This is a genomic window from Bacillus sp. ABA4_010, assembly GCF_056159105.1.
On the sequence record NZ_JBSWUN010000003.1, the window covers coordinates 328,271 to 350,434 of the forward strand.

Annotated in this window: 23 protein-coding genes and 1 other annotated feature; of the genes, 21 read left to right on the forward strand and 2 right to left on the reverse strand. The window is 40.8% G+C overall.

Annotation, left to right across the window (positions count from 1 at the left end; all coding sequences use genetic code 11):
- The first annotated feature begins 56 nt into the window (after positions 1–56).
- From recD2 to ACXAEO_RS02860, 16 genes are all read left to right on the forward strand, one after another.
- Entirely contained in the window at positions 57–2,402 is a 2,346-nt protein-coding gene (recD2, locus tag ACXAEO_RS02785; RefSeq protein ID WP_474877713.1) for an SF1B family DNA helicase RecD2, read from the forward strand.
- 152 nt (positions 2,403–2,554) lie between these two features.
- The gene (locus ACXAEO_RS02790) at positions 2,555–2,746 is read left to right on the forward strand and encodes a hypothetical protein (protein ID WP_474883926.1); all 192 of its coding nucleotides are present in this window, start codon (positions 2,555–2,557) and stop codon (positions 2,744–2,746) included.
- 13 nt (positions 2,747–2,759) lie between these two features.
- Positions 2,760–2,894 carry a YrzQ family protein gene (locus ACXAEO_RS02795; protein ID WP_474877715.1) on the forward strand — a complete coding sequence of 45 codons (135 nt, stop codon included), beginning with the start codon at positions 2,760–2,762 and terminating at the stop codon, positions 2,892–2,894.
- Between the two features lie 133 nt (positions 2,895–3,027).
- The gene (locus tag ACXAEO_RS02800) at positions 3,028–4,089 is read left to right on the forward strand and encodes an AI-2E family transporter (protein WP_474877717.1); all 1,062 of its coding nucleotides are present in this window, start codon (positions 3,028–3,030) and stop codon (positions 4,087–4,089) included.
- Between the two features lie 58 nt (positions 4,090–4,147).
- Positions 4,148–4,360 (forward strand) — a binding site (T-box leader).
- A 99-nt stretch (positions 4,361–4,459) separates the two neighbouring features.
- Positions 4,460–7,093 (forward strand): alanine--tRNA ligase, encoded by a 2,634-nt coding sequence (gene alaS, locus ACXAEO_RS02805; protein WP_474877719.1) that lies wholly within the window; start codon positions 4,460–4,462, stop codon positions 7,091–7,093.
- Positions 7,094–7,174: 81 nt separating this feature from the next.
- Complete coding sequence (locus ACXAEO_RS02810) at positions 7,175–7,441, forward strand: IreB family regulatory phosphoprotein (RefSeq protein WP_474877721.1); 267 nt, start codon at positions 7,175–7,177, stop codon at positions 7,439–7,441.
- Positions 7,442–7,444: 3 nt separating this feature from the next.
- On the forward strand, positions 7,445–7,864 hold the full coding sequence (gene ruvX, locus ACXAEO_RS02815) for a Holliday junction resolvase RuvX (RefSeq protein WP_474877723.1): 420 nt from the start codon (positions 7,445–7,447) through the stop codon (positions 7,862–7,864).
- 131 nt (positions 7,865–7,995) lie between these two features.
- Positions 7,996–8,283, forward strand: coding sequence for a DUF1292 domain-containing protein (locus tag ACXAEO_RS02820; RefSeq protein ID WP_474877725.1), 288 nt, complete (start codon positions 7,996–7,998; stop codon positions 8,281–8,283).
- 286 nt (positions 8,284–8,569) lie between these two features.
- The gene (gene mltG / locus ACXAEO_RS02825) at positions 8,570–9,628 is read left to right on the forward strand and encodes an endolytic transglycosylase MltG (RefSeq protein WP_474877727.1); all 1,059 of its coding nucleotides are present in this window, start codon (positions 8,570–8,572) and stop codon (positions 9,626–9,628) included.
- Between the two features lie 179 nt (positions 9,629–9,807).
- On the forward strand, positions 9,808–10,464 hold the full coding sequence (locus ACXAEO_RS02830; protein ID WP_474877730.1) for an O-methyltransferase: 657 nt from the start codon (positions 9,808–9,810) through the stop codon (positions 10,462–10,464).
- Entirely contained in the window at positions 10,461–11,390 is a 930-nt protein-coding gene (locus tag ACXAEO_RS02835; RefSeq protein WP_474877732.1) for a peptidase U32 family protein, read from the forward strand. Before ACXAEO_RS02830 ends, ACXAEO_RS02835 begins: the two co-directional genes overlap by 4 nt.
- Before the next feature lie 90 nt (positions 11,391–11,480).
- A complete protein-coding gene (locus ACXAEO_RS02840) occupies positions 11,481–12,743 on the forward strand; it encodes a peptidase U32 family protein (RefSeq protein WP_474877735.1) in 1,263 nt (420 codons plus the stop codon).
- A 6-nt stretch (positions 12,744–12,749) separates the two neighbouring features.
- Positions 12,750–13,385 (forward strand): uridine kinase, encoded by a 636-nt coding sequence (gene udk, locus ACXAEO_RS02845; protein WP_474877737.1) that lies wholly within the window; start codon positions 12,750–12,752, stop codon positions 13,383–13,385.
- A gap of 283 nt (positions 13,386–13,668) precedes the next feature.
- Positions 13,669–14,145 (forward strand): transcription elongation factor GreA, encoded by a 477-nt coding sequence (gene greA, locus ACXAEO_RS02850; RefSeq protein ID WP_474877739.1) that lies wholly within the window; start codon positions 13,669–13,671, stop codon positions 14,143–14,145.
- Positions 14,146–14,283: 138 nt separating this feature from the next.
- On the forward strand, positions 14,284–16,050 hold the full coding sequence (locus ACXAEO_RS02855; protein ID WP_474877741.1) for a peptidoglycan D,D-transpeptidase FtsI family protein: 1,767 nt from the start codon (positions 14,284–14,286) through the stop codon (positions 16,048–16,050).
- 108 nt (positions 16,051–16,158) lie between these two features.
- On the forward strand, positions 16,159–16,812 hold the full coding sequence (locus ACXAEO_RS02860) for a YrrS family protein (RefSeq protein ID WP_474877743.1): 654 nt from the start codon (positions 16,159–16,161) through the stop codon (positions 16,810–16,812).
- A 48-nt stretch (positions 16,813–16,860) separates the two neighbouring features.
- Here the strand turns inward: ACXAEO_RS02860 and ACXAEO_RS02865 are convergent, their stop codons facing one another.
- Entirely contained in the window at positions 16,861–17,079 is a 219-nt protein-coding gene (locus tag ACXAEO_RS02865) for a DUF2536 family protein (RefSeq protein ID WP_474877746.1), read from the reverse strand.
- A gap of 199 nt (positions 17,080–17,278) precedes the next feature.
- Between ACXAEO_RS02865 and ACXAEO_RS02870 the strand changes: the two genes are divergently transcribed.
- From ACXAEO_RS02870 to ACXAEO_RS02890, 5 genes are all read left to right on the forward strand, one after another.
- Positions 17,279–17,920, forward strand: a complete 642-nt coding sequence (locus tag ACXAEO_RS02870) for a class I SAM-dependent methyltransferase (protein ID WP_474877748.1) — start codon at positions 17,279–17,281, stop codon at positions 17,918–17,920.
- A gap of 25 nt (positions 17,921–17,945) precedes the next feature.
- Positions 17,946–18,650 carry a 5'-methylthioadenosine/S-adenosylhomocysteine nucleosidase gene (gene mtnN / locus ACXAEO_RS02875; RefSeq protein WP_474877749.1) on the forward strand — a complete coding sequence of 235 codons (705 nt, stop codon included), beginning with the start codon at positions 17,946–17,948 and terminating at the stop codon, positions 18,648–18,650.
- Positions 18,651–18,814: 164 nt separating this feature from the next.
- Positions 18,815–19,738, forward strand: coding sequence for a PLP-dependent cysteine synthase family protein (locus ACXAEO_RS02880; RefSeq protein WP_474877752.1), 924 nt, complete (start codon positions 18,815–18,817; stop codon positions 19,736–19,738).
- Position 19,739: 1 nt separating this feature from the next.
- Positions 19,740–20,873: a bifunctional cystathionine gamma-lyase/homocysteine desulfhydrase gene (locus ACXAEO_RS02885; protein WP_474877755.1), complete on the forward strand. Its 1,134-nt coding sequence runs from the start codon at positions 19,740–19,742 to the stop codon at positions 20,871–20,873.
- 126 nt (positions 20,874–20,999) lie between these two features.
- The gene (locus tag ACXAEO_RS02890) at positions 21,000–21,239 is read left to right on the forward strand and encodes a YrhC family protein (protein WP_474877757.1); all 240 of its coding nucleotides are present in this window, start codon (positions 21,000–21,002) and stop codon (positions 21,237–21,239) included.
- Between the two features lie 169 nt (positions 21,240–21,408).
- Here the strand turns inward: ACXAEO_RS02890 and sigK are convergent, their stop codons facing one another.
- Positions 21,409–22,122, reverse strand: a complete 714-nt coding sequence (sigK, locus tag ACXAEO_RS02895) for an RNA polymerase sporulation sigma factor SigK (RefSeq protein WP_474877760.1) — start codon at positions 22,120–22,122, stop codon at positions 21,409–21,411.
- Positions 22,123–22,164 lie beyond the last annotated feature (42 nt).

A 22,164-nucleotide genomic window follows, 5' to 3' on the forward strand; every position in this document is an offset into this window, starting at 1 on the left:
TCGGATCTTCTTTTTGGCCGTTAACAGAATGAGGATGGACGGAAAGGAGGGGGAACATGGACGATACAACACGGCCGTCTGGGCAAGGTGATTTGTCATACATAAAAGGAACGTTGATTGTAACGGTTTTTCATAATGAGGACAATTTGTACAATGTGTCACGCATTCGCATTCAAGAAACAGATGTGGAGACAGAGGAAAAAGAAATGGCTGTGACTGGTTATTTTCCTCGTCTTCATGAAGGTGAAGCGTACACTTTTTACGGAGCATTAAAAGAACATCAGCGTTTCGGCTGGCAATTTCATGTCGAGCGCTTTAAAAAAGAGCTTCCGCAATCAAGACAAGGAGTCATTCAATATTTATCGAGCGATTTGTTTCATGGAATAGGAAAGAAAACGGCCGAAAAAATTGTCGATGTTCTTGGAGAGACAGCCATATATAAAATGTTGCACGATCCTTCTGTGCTAAAGCAAGTCCCAAAGCTGTCAGAAGAAAAAGCTCAGTCGCTTGTCCAACAGCTGAGGGAACATGAAGGACTGGAAGAGGTAATGGTGCGGTTGTCCGATTATGGATTCGGACCACAGTTGTCAATGAAGATTTTTCAGGCTTACAAAAATGAAGCGCTCGCTGTCATTCGGGAAAATCCTTATCAGCTCGTTGAAGATGTTCAAGGCATCGGTTTTAATCGGGCAGATGAGCTTGGGAAGCATCTCGGAATGGCCAACAATCATCCTGACCGCATGAGAGCGGGTATTTTATATGTGCTTGAACAAGAGTGTGTCCAACTTGGTCATATTTATTTGACGCTTGATCAATTATTGGAGCAGACCGCTGCTTTATTAGGTCACAGCCGACACGAACCGGTCTCGGATATCGACATTATGAGAGAGCTTGAGCAGTTAAAAGTAGATAAAAAAGTGAAGATTATGGAAGATAAAGTATACATTCCGCCGCTATACTACGCGGAAAAAGGAGTCGTCAAGGCCGTTAACAAAGTTCTTTCTCAAGCTGAATATGAAAGTCAGTTTCCTGAATCGGAATTTTTGCTGGCGCTCGGTCAGTTGGAAGAACGACTTGGCGTACAATACGCACCTTCTCAAAAAGAAGCCATTCAAACTGCGTTGCTTTCACCGATGATGCTGCTGACAGGAGGACCGGGAACGGGAAAAACAACGGTCATTAAAGGAATTGTTGAATTATATGCGGATTTGCATGGCTGCTCTTTAGATCCGAAAGATTATAAAAAGGATAATCCGTTTCCGGTCTTGCTTGTGGCACCGACTGGACGGGCAGCGAAACGAATGAGTGAGGCGACGGGACTTCCTGCTGTGACCATTCACCGGTTGTTGAAATGGAACGGTCAGGAAGGCTTTGAACATGGAGAGGACAATCCAATTGAAGGAAAACTTCTCATTGTCGATGAGGTGTCGATGGTTGATATTTGGCTAGCTCATCAGTTATTTAAATCATTACCTGACCATGTGCAAGTCATTCTCGTAGGAGATGAAGACCAGCTTCCGTCGGTCGGACCTGGACAAGTGTTGAAGGATTTACTTCGTTCCAACGCAGTGCCGACTGTTCGGTTAACGGATGTATATCGTCAAGCTGGCGGTTCCTCCATTATTGAGCTGGCGCATTCCATTAAAAATGGACAATTGCCTGCCGATCTCGGAGTGGCCAAGCCCGATCGTTCCTTTATAAAATGTCAATCTCATCAAATTACGGATGTAGTGCAGAAAGTTTGTGCCAGTGCATTAAAAAAAGGATACAGTGTGAAAGATATTCAAGTGCTCGCTCCGATGTATAAAGGCAATGCCGGAATTGATCGTCTGAATGTAGTGTTACAGGAACTGTTTAATCCAGAAAATGGACAGAGGCGGGAATTGAAATATGGAGACGTGACATACCGCGTCGGGGATAAGGTGCTGCAACTAGTCAATCAGCCTGAAAGCCATGTTTTTAATGGTGACATGGGGGAGATTGTATCGATTTTCTACGCGAAAGAAAACACGGAGAAGCAAGATATGCTCGTCATTTCCTTTGATGGAAATGAAGTCACATATACGAAGCAAGATTTTGGCCAAATCACCCACGCATATTGCTGTTCCATTCATAAGTCTCAAGGAAGCGAATTTCCGATTGTCATCTTGCCAGTGGTGAAAAGTTATTACCGGATGCTGCGTCGGAACTTAATTTATACGGCAGTGACACGAAGTAAGCAGTTCCTTATTTTATGCGGTGAAGAGGAAGCGTTGCAGCTAAGTGTGAAGCGAGATGATGATGCATTGCGTCAAACAACGTTGATGGAGATGCTAGCAGAGGAAGATATAGAAGATGAAGTGCCCTTTATGAAGGATGCGAATATTGGAATGGAAAACGTTACGCCGTATGACTTCTTATAAGGAATGGAACGCTAAGTGTAGTCGTACATGAAAATGTGCGAGCTCGTTCATCTTCGTGTCCATGCTGGATAAATTTCGCTTGATGTGTATATTAATGGGAAAAAGGACAACACTGAGTAAAAAGAAACGAAACGAAGAGGTGTTTGTCCTTGTTGTTAAAATGCCCAAACTGCAAAAGCATTGATGTCGGCAAAATTGGTGTTAATCAGTATTATTGCTGGAACTGTTTTATTGAGCTGACTCTTTCTAAAGGGGTTATTCATACACATCAAGTAGAAGAAGACGGTACATTAAGTTCATTGGACGACTTGTTTTCAGATGATGAGCGCACCATCAATCTCTAACGGGGGGATCACCATGAACAGACTAATTTCATCAATGGTTGCATTTGGAGTCGGTGCATACGCGTATAAAATGGCAGATGATCGAAAAATGCTAACAAGACGCAATATGAATAAAATGCGCAAACGTGTGATGAAAAGTTTTTCATAAAAGAAAAGAGGGCGCGAAGCCCTCTTTTCTTTTTGAACGATTAGAGAAGAAACTGTCATGGTAGAAATAAGACGATTTCTCGTATAGATTAGTGGAAAGATGCCTAACACTAACCGATAGGAGGCGTTTTTGGATGAAACAAGTGTCAGTAATATGGTTTTATCGGTTAGGAATCATCTTGCTTTCTTTTTTATGTGTGTATGTCTTTTTTAAAATTCAGTTTCTCTGGATACCTGTTGTCAAAGTCGTCTTTACAGCGTTAATCCCTTTTATCATCGCTGGATTTATTACGTACTTGCTGCATCCTATTATTGAAAAATTGCATAAAAGTGGTGTGCCGAGACCTTTGGCTATTTTTATTATATATTTGTTCTTTTTCGGTGGAGTCGGGTACGGGCTGTATAAAGGCATTCCGCTTTTTATTCATCAGCTTAAAGATTTCAACGAGCATTTGCCTCAATTTACGGAAATGTACCGAGGGTGGATTGCTGAAGTTCATGAACAAACCTCCTCACTTCCTAACGGGTTTCATGAGCGAATAGAGTCTAGCATTAACAAGTTGGAAATTACTTTAGGAGCATGGTTAACAAGTATTATGACCGGCTTTAAAGGAATGTTAAATTACATCATTTTACTTGTGACGATTCCATTTATCGTGTTTTATATGCTGAAAGACTTTCCGCTGATTGAGAAGGCAGCGGGGTGGATTACGCCTCAAAAGTGGCATCAGTCAGGTCAACGTTTCTTGCGAGATGTGGATGAATCTCTCGGCAATTACATTCGTGGCCAGTTATTAGTTTGTTTAATTATTGGAGCGCTTGCGGCAGTGGCACTTTGGCTTGTTCATGTTCCGTATCCTTTGTTGCTTGGCATCATTATCGGGTTAACCAATGTCATTCCGTATTTTGGTCCTATTATCGGTGCGGCTCCAGCTGCAATTATTGCCGCTGCTACTTCTGCGAAACTTGTCCTCATCGTGCTGGCTATTGTATTTGCTCTGCAATTTTTAGAAGGAAATGTGTTATCGCCTTTGATTGTCGGGAAAACACTCCATATCCATCCGCTGTTTATTATGCTCGCTCTTTTAATTGGAGGCGAGGTGGGAGGAGTGATTGGGCTGATTTTGGCTGTCCCTGTTTTGGCCGTTCTAAAAGTGACTATTCTTCATCTGCGTCTGCGGTTTTCGGAACGTTGACAAAGGGGACTGAATTTGTCATAATAGCGCCATAAGTATTCGAAAAGCCTTACATATTTTAAAAACAAAGAAGGATCGAGTATGTCGAAGCCCGTCTACAAGAGAGGAATGTCCTTGGCTGAAAGACAGTCCAGATGAAGAGCGACAGAAGGCTAATCCCGAGTGCAGGAAAAACCTGCCGTACAAGCAACGTTAAAGCTGTTAAGGTGATGGGTGTGTTTATTATGCCCATAATCAGGGTGGTACCGCGAGCGAAACTCTCGTCCCTGTCAGGGATGAGGGTTTTTTTGTTTGCCGTTTACCCCGTTTTGACGTTGTTATAAGTACAGCAGCGAAGATAAATGATAATAAACCAAGGAGGTTATTTGACATGAAAAAGCTTACTTCAGCGCAAGTGCGTCAAATGTATTTAGACTTCTTCCAGGAAAAGGGCCATGCAGTAGAGCCGAGTGCTCCGCTAGTGCCGATTGACGATGCATCGTTGTTATGGATTAACAGTGGTGTAGCAACGCTAAAGAAATATTTTGATGGACGTGTTATTCCAGACAATCCAAGAATTTGTAATGCACAAAAATCCATTCGTACAAATGACATTGAAAATGTTGGGAAAACAGCCCGCCATCATACATTTTTTGAAATGCTAGGCAACTTCTCTATTGGCGATTACTTTAAAGAAGAAGCTATTGAATGGGCATGGGAGTTTTTAACGAGTGAGAAGTGGATTGGGTTTGATCCTGAGCGCCTTTCTATTACTGTGCATCCAGAAGATACGGAAGCTTATGATATTTGGACGAAGAAAGTGGGAGTTCCGGCTGAGCGTATGATTCGTTTAGAAGGCAACTTCTGGGATATTGGAGAGGGCCCAAGCGGACCGAATACGGAAATTTTCTATGACCGCGGTGAAGCTTATGGAAACGACCCGAGCGACCCTGAATTGTATCCAGGCGGGGAAAATGAGCGCTATTTAGAAGTGTGGAATCTTGTGTTCTCGCAGTTCAACCATAATCCAGATGGTACCTATACGCCGCTTCCAAAGAAAAACATCGATACAGGAATGGGCTTAGAGCGCATGTGCTCAGTTATTCAAGATGTACCGACAAACTTTGATACAGATTTGTTCATGCCAATTATTGAAGCGACAGAAGCGATTGCTGGTGAAAAATATCGGGTAGAGAAAGAAAAGGACGAAGCGTTTAAAGTGATTGCTGACCACATCCGTACGGTAACATTTGCGGTTGGCGATGGAGCACTTCCTTCAAACGAAGGGCGAGGTTATGTTCTTCGCCGTTTACTGCGCCGTGCTGTTCGTTATGCAAAGAAATTGAACATTAACCGTCCATTTATGTATGAGCTTGTGCCAGTGGTGGGCGAAATCATGGTGGATTACTATCCGGAAGTAAAAGAAAAAACAGACTTCATCCAAAAAGTTATCAAAAATGAAGAAGAACGTTTCCATGAAACTCTTCATGAAGGACTCGCTATTTTATCGAGCGTCATCAAGAAGGAAAAAGAAAAGGGAAGCGACATCATTTCTGGAGAAGCTGTTTTCCGTTTATATGACACATACGGATTCCCAGTGGAATTGACAGAAGAATATGCTGAAGAAGAAGCGATGAAAGTCGATCACGAAGGATTCGAACATGAAATGAACGCTCAGCGTGAACGGGCTCGTGCCGCTCGTCAAGATGTAGATTCCATGCAGGTTCAAGGCGGTGTGCTAGGAGAAATTAAAGCAGAGAGCACATTCGTTGGATACGATAAATCAAAAGTGGAAACATTTGTAGACGTTATTGTTCAAGATGGACAGCTTGTAGACAAAGTTCAAACAGGAGAGGAAGCACAAATTATTTTGCGCGAAACACCTTTCTATGCAGAGAGCGGCGGTCAAACTGCTGACCGAGGCGAGATTATAAATGGCACAACAAAAGTAATTGTAAAAGATGTACAAAAAGCACCGAACGGCCAAAACTTGCACCACGTTCAAGTAGTGGAAGGTGTATTAATAACAGGTGAAACGTACACAGCGGCCATTCACGAAGAAAAACGCGGTCATATTATTAAAAACCATACAGCGACACACTTATTGCATCAAGCATTAAAAGATGTCCTTGGTACACATGTTAACCAAGCAGGTTCTCTTGTGAACGCTGAGCGCTTACGTTTTGACTTCTCACATTTTGGTCAAGTTACACAAGAAGAATTAGAGCAAATTGAGCAAATTGTAAACGAGAAAATTTGGAAAAGCATCCCGGTTGTGATTGAAAATAAAGCCATTGATGAAGCGAAAGCGATGGGAGCAATGGCGTTATTTGGTGAAAAATACGGCGATATCGTTCGCGTTGTTCAAGTAGGAGATTACAGCTTAGAGCTATGCGGAGGATGCCACGTTCCAAATACATCTGTTATTGGATTATTTAAAATTGTATCTGAATCCGGGATCGGTGCAGGAACTCGTCGTATTGAAGCAGTCACAGGCGAGCATGCTTATAAATTGATGAATGATCAAGTCACACTATTGAAAGAAGCGGCAGCGAAAGTGAAAGCCAACCCTCGTGATTTAGTGACGCGTCTTGAAGGGCTGTTAGAAGAGATTCGCGGTTTACAGCGTGACAATGAATCACTTGCGGCAAAATTGGGTAATATTGAAGCTGGAAGCCTTGTTGATAAAGTACAGCAAGTAGATGGAGTTCCTGTACTTGCAAGCAAAGTGAATGCAACAGATATGAACAATTTACGTGGAATGGTAGATGATTTAAAACAAAAATTAGGCTCTGCTGTTATCGTATTAGCATCTGCTAATGACGATAAAGTCAACATTGTAGCGGGTGTTACAAAAGATTTAATGGATAAAGGCTACCATGCTGGAAAACTTGTAAAAGAAGTTGCAACACGCTGCGGCGGAGGCGGCGGCGGACGTCCGGATATGGCTCAGGCCGGCGGAAAAGATGCCAGCAAAATTGAAGAAGCGTTAAGCTTCGTTGAACAATGGGTGAAATCCGTTTAATTCTCCGTACATTTGGTGTAGAATAGAATAAGACAAGTCAGCGAGAGTTCGTCCATTGACTATGAGAGTGAGGTGCAAAGCATGAGCTCATTTGATCAAACGATGAAGTTTAACTTTAACGAAGAGCCAGCAGATACAAATGTCCATGAGGTGCTTTTTACAGTTTATGATGCTCTGCAAGAAAAAGGCTACAATCCGATTAACCAAATCGTCGGTTATTTACTATCGGGGGATCCTGCTTACATTCCGCGTCATAAAGACGCACGTAACATCATTCGAAAGTTGGAGCGCGACGAACTAATTGAGGAGCTTGTAAAATCTTATTTAAAACAACAGCGAGAGGGTTAATGCATGCGCACACTTGGACTTGATGTCGGAACAAAAACAATAGGCGTAGCCGTGAGTGATGGTATGGGCTGGACGGCGCAAGGACTGGAGACCATCCGGTTTGAAGACGAACAGACAGAAAAGGCCATCCCGAGGCTAAAAGAGCTTATTGAGACATACGAGGCAGACAAGCTTGTGGTAGGGCTGCCGAAAAACATGAATGGCACGATTGGGCCGCGTGGTGAAGCTTGTTTACAATTTGCTGAACAGCTAAAGCAAACGCTCAACTTAGAGGTCATCATGTGGGACGAGCGTCTTTCTACCATGGCGGCAGAACGCGTTCTGTTAGAAGCTGATGTCAGTCGAAAAAAACGTAAGAAAGTCATTGATAAAATGGCAGCGGTGATGATTCTGCAAGGATATTTGGACAGTAAGGGAAAATGATGCCAGCTGTTTGCTCATAAGGAACTCCAGTGGCAGGCGAGATCATCCGCTTTTGGATGGAAAATGATGGTCTCGTCTCTACCTTTATTAGTCAGAGTCATCACTCAAATAAAAAAATGAGGTGTAAAACAATGGAACACGGCGAAAAAAATATTACAGTTATTGATGAAAATGGAAATGAGCAATTATGTGAGGTACTTTTCACATTTGACTCTGAAGAATTCGGAAAATCTTATGTTCTTTACTATCCAATGAGCAGTGAGCAAGAAGACGATGAAGAGATTGAAATTCATGCGTCTAGCTTTACAGCAGGAGAAAATGGTGTAGACGGCGAGCTTCAACCGATTGAATCAGAAGAAGAGTGGGATTTAATCGAAGAAATGCTTAATACGTTCCTTGACGAAGAAGAAGGCGAATAAACAAAAAAGAGGACGTTCCTTATAAGGAACGTCCTCTTTTTTGTTTATTCAGCCAGTAGATTTACAATTGTCTCTTTCATTGAGAAAAATTTATGCCAGCTAACTTCAGTCTTGTGGGAACGAAGTGGCTATACAGTATACGGTATCTTTTGGCAGTAGTTTTTTGTCTAACGGTGGCGAAAATGACGAAAAATTGTAGTATAATAAAACGCAGTGAAGGGAGGATGATTGGTTTGTCAAAGCCATTATATGTAAATGATCAATCATCAAGACGAAAGCCGAAAAAATGGCTGCTCTTTTTTTAGTGGCAGGCTTGCTGATGGCTGGTGTGGCATTAGGTTCTTATTTATACATCAAATCGGCTTTAGCGCCGGTAAATCCAGAAAATAAAGAGATTGTAGAAGTAACCATCCCTGTTGGCTCATCTATTGTTGGCATCGCAAAAAAGTTGGAAGATGAAGGGGTCATTCGTGATGAGAGAGTGTTCCGTTACTACGTCAAACTGAAAAAAGAGCAAGGCTTTCAAGCCGGAAGTTATGCGTTTGCCCAAACGATGGGGGTCGCCGATATTATTGATAGTCTCCAAAAAGGAGAAAGCGCTCAAACGCCAAAATTCAAACTTCCCGTTCCAGAAGGAAGTCAGCTTTGGCAAATTGCTGAAATCATTGCTACAAATACAAAGTATACGGAAGAAGACGTCTTAAACAAGCTCTCAGATAAATCGTTTATTGAATCCTTGATGAAAAAGTATCCGGATTTATTAACAGATGAAGTGTTTGCCGAATCAGTTCAATACCCGCTTGAAGGCTATTTGTATCCGGCCACATACTTATTTTACACAGATCAAGTTTCGATTGAACAAATTTTGGACAAAATGGTAGGAAAAACGAACGAAGTCGTTCAAAATTATTCTTCGTTAATGAAAGAACAAAATGTTACAGGGCATAAGTTATTGACCATGGCGTCTTTGATTGAAGAAGAAGCGACACAGCAAACAGATCGCGAAAAAATTGCCAGCGTGTTTTACAATCGGCTTGAAATTGGAATGCCGCTTCAGACAGATCCAACGGTCCTTTATGCACTTGGCACACATAAAGATCGGGTCTTCTATAAAGATTTGAAAGTGGATTCTCCATATAACACATATAAAATCAAAGGATTGCCGCCTGGCCCGATTGCGAATGCAGGAGAAATGTCAATTTCAGCAGCCTTACAACCGGCTCAAACGGATTATTTATTTTTCCTTGCTACTTCTACCGGCGAGGTTATTTTCACGAAAACGTTAAAAGAGCATAATGAGCAAAAGGCTATTCATATTACGAATAAACAAAATTCAGGTTCGTAAAGTTCAACTTCCGTCGGCAATCGAGCATTTTTGCTGATGGAAGTTGAACTTTGTGTTAAAATATATCGGGTTTACTAGGTGGATTAAAATCGTTATAATATAAAGGTTGCATTTTAAATGAAGTGTTCGAATTGGACGTTTAAATAAACGAAATGCTTCGCTGATGGGAGGAAATGTCCTTGCTTTCAAAAGAAGTGGAAATATATATAGAGTCCCTCATTCCAGCTCGTTCACCCTTGTTGGAAGAAATGGAGCAATATGCAAAAGAAGAGCGAGTTCCGATTATGGAATTGATTGGAATTGAAACGTTATTGCAGCTTTTGCGTATTCAACAGCCGAAAACGATTTTAGAAATCGGTACAGCGATTGGCTATTCAGCTATACGTATGGCGACGGCTGTTCCTGAATGTTCGATTGTAACCGTGGAACGGGACAAGGATCGCTATGATAAAGCTCTTTATTTTATCGGGAAAGCTAATAAGCAAGAACAAATTCATGTCTTATTTGGCGATGCTTTTGAGGTAACGGAAGGAATTCAAAGCAAAGCTCCATATGACATGATTTTTATTGATGCTGCCAAAGGACAGTATCAAAAATTCTTTGAACTGTTTGAACCGTATTTAAGTTCAAACGGGATAATCATTTCAGATAATGTGCTGTTTAAAGGGTATGTAGCGGAATCCGAAGAGATGATTGAAACGAAACGGATTCGAAGTTTAACAGCAAAAATTAAGAAATATAATGAATGGTTGATGAATCATCCAAACTTTTATACGATGATTCTTCCGATCGGAGATGGCATCGCCATTACTAAAAGAAGAGGTGAAGAGAAATGAAGAAGCCAGAGTTATTAGTGACACCAACTTCCGTTGCTGACATTGCCCCTCTTGCAGACGCAGGTGCAGATGCTTTTATGATTGGGGAACAGCGTTACGGTTTACGTCTAGCTGGTGAGTTTACACGTGAAGAAGTAGCCGAAGCTGTCAAAACGGCCCACGCTAAAAATAAAAAAGTATATGTGGCGATGAACGCCATTTTTCATAATGATAAAGTGGATGAATTAGGCGAGTATTTGTCCTTTTTAAGTCAAGTGGGTGTTGACGCGGTGGTCTTTGGAGATCCTGCGGTGTTAATGGCAGCACGTGAATCGGCTCCTGACATGCGCCTCCACTGGAATACGGAAACAACAGCGACGAACTGGTTTACGTGTAATTATTGGGGAAGAAAAGGGGCAAAGCGTGCGGTACTTGCGAGAGAGTTAAGCATGGATACGATTCTTGAGATGAAAGAACATGCAGAAGTTGAAATCGAAGTACAAGTGCACGGCATGACCTGTATGTTCCAATCAAAACGTTCGCTTTTAGGGAACTATTTCCTTTATCAGGATAAAGTGATGGAAGTCGAAAACCGCCGTCTAGAACAAGACATGTTTTTACATGATAAGGAACGCGGGAATAAATACCCAATCTATGAAGATGAAAACGGGACACACATTATGAGTCCAAACGATATTTGTATTATTGATGAACTGGCAGAAATGATTGATGCGGGTGTGGACTCCTTTAAAATTGATGGAGTGCTAAAGAAGCCTGAGTACATTATTGAAGTTACGAAAAAATATCGTCAAGCGATTGACACATGTGTGGAAAACCGTGATGAATACGAAGATATTAAAGATGATTTACTAGCTGAAATTGAAGAAATTCAACCAGTAAACCGTCCATTAGATACAGGGTTCTTCTTTAAGGAAAGCGTTTATTAAGAACAATTGAATGCATGCCTTCGTTGGATGCATTCAATTTTCATATAAAGATGAACGGATAGTTTATATATTTCAAAGGAGGTAACAACGATGGCTGTAAAAATTGATGCAGTGATTGACGGAAAGCGTGTCATTACGAAAAAGCCTGAGTTATTGGCGCCCGCAGGCAACCTCGAAAAATTAAAAGTTGCCGTCCATTATGGAGCGGATGCGGTATTTATTGGAGGAAGAGAGTACGGTCTTCGTTCGAACGCCGATAATTTCTCATTGGAAGAAATGGCAGAAGGTGTACAATTCGCTAATAAATATGGGGCGAAAATTTATGTAACAACAAACATTTATGCTCATAACGAAAACATGGACGGATTAGAAGAATATCTACAAGGGTTAGAGAAAGCTGGCGTAACGGGAATTATCGTAGCAGACCCGCTAATTATTGAAACGTGCCGCCGAGTAGCCCCTAAATTAGAAGTGCACTTAAGCACTCAGCAATCTTTATCAAACTGGAAAGCTGTGGAGTTTTGGAAAGAAGAAGGGCTGGAGCGTGTTGTATTAGCCCGTGAAACAGGTGCAGAAGAAATTCGTGAAATGAAAGAAAAAGTAGACATTGAAATTGAAGCATTTATTCACGGAGCAATGTGTATTGCTTATTCAGGTCGATGTGTGCTTAGTAATCATATGACTGCACGTGATTCTAACCGCGGTGGATGCTGTCAGTCATGTCGTTGGGATTATGATTTATACCAATTAGACGATAGCGAAAAGGAAGTAGCATTGTTTGATGAAGAGGATGCCCCTTTTGCGATGAGTCCAAAAGACTTGAACTTAATTCAGTCGATTCCGACAATGATTGAGCTGGGCATTGACAGCTTGAAAATTGAAGGACGCATGAAGTCAATCCATTACGTAGCAACAGTTGTTAGTGTATACCGTAAAGTGATTGATGCATACTGTGCAGACCCTGACAACTTTGTTATCCAACAAGAGTGGCTTGATGAGCTTGATAAATGTGCGAATCGTGATACAGCACCGGCATTTTTTGAAGGGGTGCCAGGGCATAAAGAGCAAATGTTTGGAAATCATAGCAAAAAAACAACGTTTGATTTTGTTGGTCTCGTCCTAGACTATAATGAAGAAACGAAAATGGTGACATTACAGCAACGCAATTACTTCAAGCCAGGCCAAGAAGTGGAATTCTTCGGTCCGGAAATTGAAAACTTTACACAAGTCATTGAGACGATTTGGGACGAAGATGGAAATGAATTAGACGCTGCCCGTCATCCGCTGCAGATTGTCCGATTTAAGGTAGACCAACCTGTCTTCCCATACAATATGATGCGAAAGGGGATTTAACAACAGATGGGGAAGAAGCCAGTTGTAATAGGAATTGCCGGAGGATCGGGCTCTGGTAAAACAAGTGTTACAAAAGCAATTTATGAATGCTTTAAAGGTCATTCAATCTTGCTGCTTGAACAAGATTATTATTATAAAGATCAAAGCCATCTTCCGCTTGAGGAAAGATTGGAAACGAACTATGACCATCCATTAGCGTTTGACAATGATTTATTAATTGATCACTTGAATGACTTGTTGAATTATAACAGCATTGAGAAGCCTGTTTATGATTACACTGTTCATACACGCTCCGAACAAGTCATTCATGTAGAGCCGAGAGACGTTATTATTTTAGAAGGAATTTTAGTGCTAGAAGATGAACGTCTTCGCAATTTAATGGATATTAAGCTGTATGTGGATACGGATGCTGATTTACGCATCATCCGCCGCATGCTTCGTGACATTAAAGAACGAGGCCGCACGTTGGAATCGGTCATTGAGCAATACGTTGGGGTTGTTCGTCCAATGCATAACCAATTTATTGAGCCGACAAAACGTTATGCGGATATTATTATTCCAGAAGGCGGTCAAAACCACGTTGCAATCGACTTGATGGTAACGAAGATTAAAACAATTCTTGAACAAAATGCCATTTTGTAATAACATATCAGAGATGACGGAATTTATTTGGAAAAAATTTTGAAAAATTGTTTGTCACATATTCATATTCTTTTCAGAAGAAACACAAATTATAAAGAATACGACATTGACAGTCCAGCTTGATGATGCATAGCGTCATCAAGCTGATTCAACATATCATGCTTTATACACAGTTGCATGATACCGTCTATTTCAGTCAACATCTGCAAGTTTTCTGTCATTTATACATAAAGAGAACCAGCATGTTAGAGATGGCTTTTAAAATGAGAAGGAGTGAAGGGCTATGGCACAAGAAAAAGTGTTTCCAATGACACAAGCAGGAAAAGAAAAGTTAGAGCAAGAACTTGAACAATTGAAATCGGTGAAACGTAAAGAAGTAGTCGAGCGTATTAAAATCGCACGAAGCTTTGGTGATTTATCGGAGAACTCCGAATACGATTCAGCGAAAGAAGAACAAGCTTTCGTAGAGGGACGCATCACGACGCTTGAAAACATGATTCGCAATGCGAAAATCATTCAAGAAGATGCAGACAACTCAACAACAGTCTCTTTAGGGAAATCGGTTACATTTGTAGAGTTGCCAGATGGCGAAGAAGAAACGTATACGATTGTCGGAAGTGCAGAAGCAGATCCGTTCGAAGGAAAAATTTCAAACGATTCTCCAATTGCTAAAAGCTTAATGGGCAAGCAAGTAGGGGATGAAGTGGTTGTTCAAACACCAGGCGGCGAAATGAACGTTCGTATCGTTTCTGTAAGCTAAAAGTAACCGTCGGTAAAAAATTACCGTTTTATTTGTTAGTGAGAGCAGGCATCAGTACTATGTCTGCTTTTAAAAAAATTTCAATTTCATGATTTAAACAGAAACACCTCGTCGACAATTGTAACGAGGTGTTTTTTTATGAAAAATACAAAGCGTTTTTATATATTGCTTGCGGTGGTTATGAGTCTCATCTTTATTTTAATTGGGAGATTGGCGCACATTCAGTTGATTAGTACCGAATCTTTCTCTAAAAAAAATGTGAATTTAATTGAAGCAAGTGTAAAACAACGAACACAGGAAATGACGATTGATGATGGCCGTGGGAAGTTCATGTCGCGGAATGGAGAACCACTTACATATGAATTGAAAAATCGATTAGTGCTGTTTCCTTTTCTTGAAAACATGGAGTGGCCTGTGAACGACATCGCAGCCATTATGAATATTTCTGCTTCTCAGTTGATTGGCGAATTAAACGATCAAAAACAACCTGTCATTATCGACAAAGAGCTGACTGTTTTGGAGATGAAGAAAATTAATGATTTGCAATATCCAGGGGTGTTTGCGGTCTCTTTGCAGGAAACGCATTCGCTACCTCTTGCTTATCATCTTGTCGGTGTCGTAAGACAAAACGAGCAATTGATTGAGCAAAAATATGGAGACGCAGTACAAAAAGGTGATTTGTCTGTTCATACTCCTGTTGGTATTACAGGATTGCAATCTTCATTTGATGAATTTTTGCTTCCGGAACAAGAATCGAAGCTACTTTATCATGTCGATCGTTTCGGTGGTCCTTTATTTGGACTTAATGTGAAGTATACAGGAACAGCCAACCCTTTCTATCCAGTTAATGTACAAACAACTATCGATGAGCAGATGCAAAAGATGACGGAAGAAATGGCTGAAAAATATGCGTTAAAACAAGGCGGAGTTGTCTTGCTTGATGTAGAAACGAATGAGCTGCTGGCAATGGTCAGCAAACCTGATATTAATCGTGCTAATCCGTACGACGAGCAAAAAGGAATTGAAAACCGCATGCTTACACCTCAAGTACCAGGATCAATTTTTAAAACGGTTGTCGCTGCGGCAGCGATTGAAGAAAAAGGAGATATTTACGGACGATTATTTGATTGTGATTTAGACATTTATCAAGAGAAGTTAGAACAGGACGCACAAATGGGATTATTGACGTTTGAAGAGAGCTTTGCGCAAAGTTGTAACTATACATTTGGAGAACTGGCGAACGAAATGATGGAAAAAGACGTTAAAGTGTTACAAACGTATGCCGAAAAGCTAGGCTTAATTGATTTGACCGGATGGTATGGAGATGTGTTTCATTTTGAGCACTTTCGGCAATTGAAAGAAGAGAAGCTTGGAGTGGTGTGGAGCACCGAAAGCAACCAGCGCTATTGGAAAGAAGTAAGTCAAACAGCGATAGGGCAAAAGGATGTTAAAGTAACGCCGCTCGCTGTTGCGAACATGATGGCTTCCATTGCAAGAGGTGGCGAAAGATATACAGTCAAAGCAGTCAATGAGATTCAATATAAAAACGGCGCTTCATTATATGAATTTTCTAACCAAAAGGTAAAGGCTGAACAGATTGAACCATATACGGCTCTTCAACTTCAAAAGGTATTGCGCCAAGTTGTAACAGATGATAAGGGAACAGGGAGAAGGTTTCAATCATTGCCTTATGAAGTAGCTGGAAAGTCAGGGACCGCTGAACTTGGCGGAAAAGAAAACAATTTAGTGAATAAATGGTTTGCGGGTTATTTTCCGGCTTCTGCTCCTAAATATGCGCTCGTTGTCGTGGATTTGTCTACAACAAGTGAAAAAGCGGTTACAAATAGTATGTACTATGATATAGTCCAAGAGATTTATGAAATTGATCAAATGAAAAATAGGTAAAATGTATCAAAAACGTTACATTTATGCGTCAATTATCCGTCAAGACTTCATCGAAATCGCTTCTAATGTTAAAATAAAGCATTATAGAATTTGGAGGAAGTTGTACAAATGGAAAAATTACGATTTGAACAACGACATAAAAAAAGGCAGTTAAAAGTCAATCGTGTTTATAATGTGTTGATTGTATTAGTGGGGGTACTCATTGTGTTTGTCGGCGGACAAATGATGTTTGGCAAATCAGACAAACAAGAAAATGCGAGTACAGCGGCAACATCACAAGAACAAGAAACGAATAAACAGGATAATGAAGATAGCATGTCCATTTATGAAGAAGCAGAAGAAACACCAGCGACTTCGGAGGAAGAAGCTTCTGAAGAGGAGACAACAGAAGAAGAAAGTGAAGAGGCCATGGCAGAAGAATCAGAGCCGATTATTGAAGAAAATACTGATCCTTCTTCTGATGCTGCAAGAATTATTACCAATCCAGCTTGGGAGCCAATTGGCACACAGCAATCTGAGCCTCATACAGCAACGTATGATTCCAGCTCTGTCGACTGGAACGAGATGCTTCAGGCAGTCAGTTATGCCACAGGGGTAAGCACTGATGACATGACGGTATGGCGTATCGGAAACAATGGGGGGCCAAATAAAGCCGTTGCGACCATCTCATCAAAGACAAGCCAACAGAAATATCGAGTTCAAATTGATTGGGTGGAAAATGAAGGATGGAAGCCAGTCGTTGTAGAAGAACTGAGACAATAAAAAGAAACGCGTATGATTCGTATGAGTCACACGCGTTTCTTTTTATGGTTATTTAAGAGTGCTTTTTAGTTTGAAGTGGACGACGGCAGAATAATATTTGCGGCCATGCTCATAATCAATGGACATTTGGTGAGACACATTGTGAACGTGGAGCAAGATGGCTTTATTTTGCTCTATTTTCTCGTTAATTTGTTTTTCTAATGTTTGAATGTCAGTTGCTTCAAAGACTTCAATTTTATCCTCTAAAATATCCAGTTGAAACGGCAACTTCCTTCACTCCTTCTTCTGCAAATACTGTCTTACATAGTATACAAGGTTCTGTGCTTGAGACAAAGAGGAATCGTTTAGTCTGTTTCCAAGATTTTTTTCTTGATGAAAGGTATCGTTTTATGATATTTTAAGGACAATTCATCTTTTAAAACATAGTATATTGATAGGAATTATAAGTATTGAAAGGGTGCTGAACATGGGACGGGAATTTTTAAACATCTTTGAGGGTTGGGCAGAACAATATGATTCTTCCGTTTATGGCCATGATGAGGAATATAAAGAAGTTTTTGCGAACTACGAATTCATTTTACAAGGAACAGCTGATCAAGCATTTGGTCACGTATTGGAATTTGGAGTGGGAACAGGCAATTTAACAGCAAAGCTCCTTCAAAAAGGGCTGGATGTATATGGAATTGAGCCGTCAAAACCGATGAGGGAATTGGCGGTTGAGAAGTTGGGCGAGCAAGTATTAATTGAAGACGGGGACTTTTTAAACTTTCCTTTGCCGTCTAAAAAAATCGATAGCATTGTTAGTACGTATGCGTTTCACCATTTGACCGATGTAGAAAAAGAAGAAGCTGCTGCAAAGTATGGAAAGTTACTGCAGGCTGGTGGTAAAATAATATTTGCTGATACAATGTTTGAGAGTGATAAGACATTTTCAGACACCATTGAGCAGGCAAAACAGCAAGGGTTTAATAATTTAGCGGAAGATTTAGAGCGCGAGTATTACACGACTATTCCAGTGCTTCGCTATATTTTTGAAAAGCATGGGTTTAACGTTACATTTACCCGTTATAATCATTTCGTTTGGTTGTTAAATGCTGTGAAACAATAACGAATGGAAAGAAAGAGGGTCCAGCATGAAAGTAGCTATTATCGGTGCAATGGAAGAAGAAGTCACCATTTTACGCGGGAAATTAGAGAATCGAAAAGAAACAATCGTTGCCGGTTGTGAGTACTCTGAAGGAACGATAGGCGGAGTTGAGGTCATTTTATTAAAATCAGGTATCGGAAAAGTGAACGCGGCTCTTTCCACAGCGATTTTACTAGAAAGATTTCAGCCTGACTACGTTATTAATACAGGATCTGCGGGAGGTTATAATCCTGCATTAAACGTAGGAGATGTTGTCATTTCAACAGAAGTTCGCCATCATGATGTGGATGTAACAGCTTTTGGTTATGAGTACGGGCAAGTACCGGGCATGCCAGCTGCTTTTGATGCAGCAGCGGATTTAGTAAACATCGCTGAAGAAAGTGCGAAGGAAATTTCCGATGTACAAGTTGTAAAAGGATTAATTGTAACAGGTGATTCTTTTATGAATGATCCAACTCGTGTAGAGTTTGTGCGCGGGAAATTTACAGATTTACAGGCTGTTGAGATGGAAGCAGCAGCAGTTGCCCAAGTATGTCACCAATTCGGTAAGCCTTTCGTCATTATCCGTGCATTATCGGATATTGCAGGGAAAGAATCCAATGTTTCATTTGAGCAATTTTTAGAAACAGCGGCCATCAATTCAACGAACCTTGTTGTGCGCATTGTAGAAAAAATGAAAACAACAGCTTAATAAACGAGTTACAACAAGACCCTCTCCCTTTCCATTTCATAGAGGAGGGGGGAGGGTCTTTTATGAAAAGCTAACGTTACGATGCTAAATAGAGTGTAGTGTAAATAAAAACAAAGTAAACAAGGGTGTTTACTTTGTTTCGAGAACATAGATGGGGTGAAAGCGTGAAGGTTGTCAAAAGCATCCATGAATTAATCGGAAAAACACCTGTCGTTGAGCTGACCAAGTTTCCGTTGCCCGAAGGTGTGCGCTTATTTGCAAAACTGGAGAATTTCAATCCAGGAGGTAGTGTGAAAGACCGTCTTGGCCAAGAATTGATTCGCGATGCGATGGAGCAAGGAAAATTGGCACCAGGAGGAACAATTATCGAGCCTACTGCAGGAAATACGGGAATTGGTTTGGCATTATCGGCCCTTCAGCATGGAATGAAAGTAATATTTTGTGTGCCGGAAAAATTTAGTATTGAAAAACAAGAGATTATGAAAGCTTTTGGAGCCAAGATTGTTCATACACCAACAAGTGATGGAATTAAAGGGGCAATCAATAAGGCATATGAACTTGCTAGCGAGATTCCAAACGCTTATGTGCCACAGCAATTTGGAAACCCAGCCAATCCGCTTACTTATTATAAAACGCTGGGCCCTGAGCTTTACGAGCAGCTTGATGGAGAAATTCATATCTTTGTGGCAGGAGCAGGGAGCGGTGGCACGTTTATGGGAACAGCCAAGTATTTGAAAGAGCATATTCCCGCCATTAAAACGGTAATTGTCGAACCGGAAGGCTCTATTTTAAATGGTGGTGCACCAGGTCCGCATAAGACAGAAGGAATTGGAATGGAATTTTTACCGGAGTATATGGATGAGGCTTATTTCGACGGAATCCATACTATCTTAGACGAAGATGCGTTTAAACGCGTGAAGGAATTGGCCCAAAAAGAAGGAATTTTAGCAGGTAGCTCGTCAGGTGCAGCGTTACATGCAGCTTTAGTAGAAGCAGAAAAAGCGCCGGCAGGAACAAATATTGTCACGATTTTCCCGGATAGCAGTGATCGTTATTTAAGTAAAAAGATATATGAAGGAGGCATTTAACATGAAACGGAAAACAAAGTTAATTCATGGTGGAATTGCAGGAGATCCACATACTGGAGCGGTATCGGTACCCATTTACCAAGTAAGCACGTACAAACAAGAGGGAGTTGGCGGTCATAAAGGATTTGAGTATTCACGTACAGGAAATCCGACACGTCATGCGCTGGAAGAGTTAATTAAAGATATTGAAGGCGGTGAGGCTGGCTTTGCTTTCGGTTCAGGGATGGCAGCTATTACGGCTGTTATGATGCTGTTCAACAGCGGAGACCATGTTATTTTAACAGACGATGTTTACGGTGGTACGTACCGTGTCATGACGAAAGTGTTAAATCGATTAGGGATTGAATCTACGTTTGTTGATACGAGCGACCTTTCCAATATCGAAAAAGAAATCCGTCCGACGACGCGAGCAATCTATTTAGAAACGCCAACAAATCCGTTATTAAAAGTTACAGATATTGAAGGAGCATCAGCGATTGCGAAAGCGAACGGTTTATTGACAATTGTCGACAACACATTCAGTACACCGTATTGGCAAACCCCGATTGAATTCGGTGCCGATATCGTCATTCATAGTGCGACGAAGTATTTAGGAGGCCATAGCGACGTTGTTGCTGGTCTAGCGGTAGTGAATTCCGCTCAGCTTGCTGAAGATTTGCATTTTGTCCAAAACTCCACAGGAGGCGTTCTCGGCCCTCAAGACTCATGGTTGTTAATGCGTGGAATCAAAACATTAGGTGTGCGTATGGAAGAGCATGAAGCAAATACAAAAGCCATCGTTGAATTTTTAGTGAGCCACCCTCAAGTGAACAAAGTCTATTATCCGGGGTTAGAGAACCATCCTAACCATGATATTGCGAAAAAACAAGGCAGTGGATTTGGGGGCATGGTTTCATTTGATGTAGGCAGTGAAGAGAAAGTAGAGCAAGTGTTAAACAACGTGAAATATTTTACGTTAGCAGAAAGTCTTGGTGCAGTGGAAAGCCTTATTTCGGTGCCCGCAAAAATGACTCATGCGTCTATCCCAAAAGAGCGTCGTGAAGAGCTTGGAATTACAGACGGATTAATTCGTATTTCTGTAGGCTTGGAAGATGTGGAAGATTTAATTGAGGACTTGAAGGCAGCATTAGCGTAAGAAGAAAATAAGTTCAACCAAAAAAGCTGAGGCGATTGCCGCAGCTTTTTTGGTTGAATTTACATGATTCATAGCTTGCTAGCTTATGGTACAGTAAAAGTATCATGTTGAATAAGGGTGATGCACATGAACGAACAATTAAAACGAAACATCCAAATGAGAATTTCTGATTATACTAGATATATATATATATTACTCGCTGTCAGTACGTTCCTCTATTTAGGCACGATTATTGGTAACGGAGAAAAAGCTCCAATTCAACTGATGGTTATGTCAGGTACGACAGTTTTTTTGCTGTCACTAGCCTTTTATTTTGTGAATAAAATTAAAAAGCTCCGCGAAGAACTAAAGCGGGAAGAGGCGTAAGAACAGCACAGTTTCCAGTAGGTTGTACGGAAAAGTCGCATGCAAGCAAAGCCGAAACAATGTATTTTTTATTTAAATACCTCATTTAGATAAATGGCCAAACAATAAAAAAAGAACCGTCTAAACCTCTTGAATACGTTGGAGCGTTTATGACGGCTCTTTCTTCTATTTATTTCATTTTCTTCTCTTTTTCGGCCCGGAAAAACTCATGAAATATTTTCATTAACGCTCTTTTTTCAATCCGCGATACATAGCTTCTGGAAATTCCCAATTCTTTTGCGATTTCTCGCTGTGTTTTCTCTTTTTGTAAGTCCAGTCCGAATCGCCCTACAATTACTTCCCGTTCCCGTTCATCTAAAATATCAATATACTCTTTAATCTTTTCTAGTTCCATATTGAGTTGAATCATATCAATGACGTCATCTGACTCTGACTTTAAAACGTCAATGAGGCTAATCTCATTTCCTTCCTTGTCCTGTCCGATCGGATCATGTAGAGACACATCTTTTTTTGTCTTTTTTAACGCACGTAAATGCATTAAAATTTCGTTTTCAATGCATCTTGCCGCATATGTTGCCAGCTTCGTCCCTTTCCCTTGAGAGTAGCTTTCAATCGCCTTAATTAAGCCAATCGTGCCGATGGAAATTAAGTCTTCTGGATCTTCGCCTGTATTCTCAAATTTTTTGACGATGTGGGCTACAAGTCGCAGGTTGTGTTCAATAAGTAAATTTCGTGCCTCCTGGTCGCCTTGTTCCATTAGAATTAAATATTTTTTCTCATCGCTTGAAGAAAGAGGCTGTGGAAAAGCATTATTTTTGACATAGGAAACCAGGAAAATGAGTTCTTTGATTAAATAGCCCAATCCTGTAATCAATGCGGACATATCTCCTCACCTCCGCTATCTGTATCTACGCCTTATCCCAAA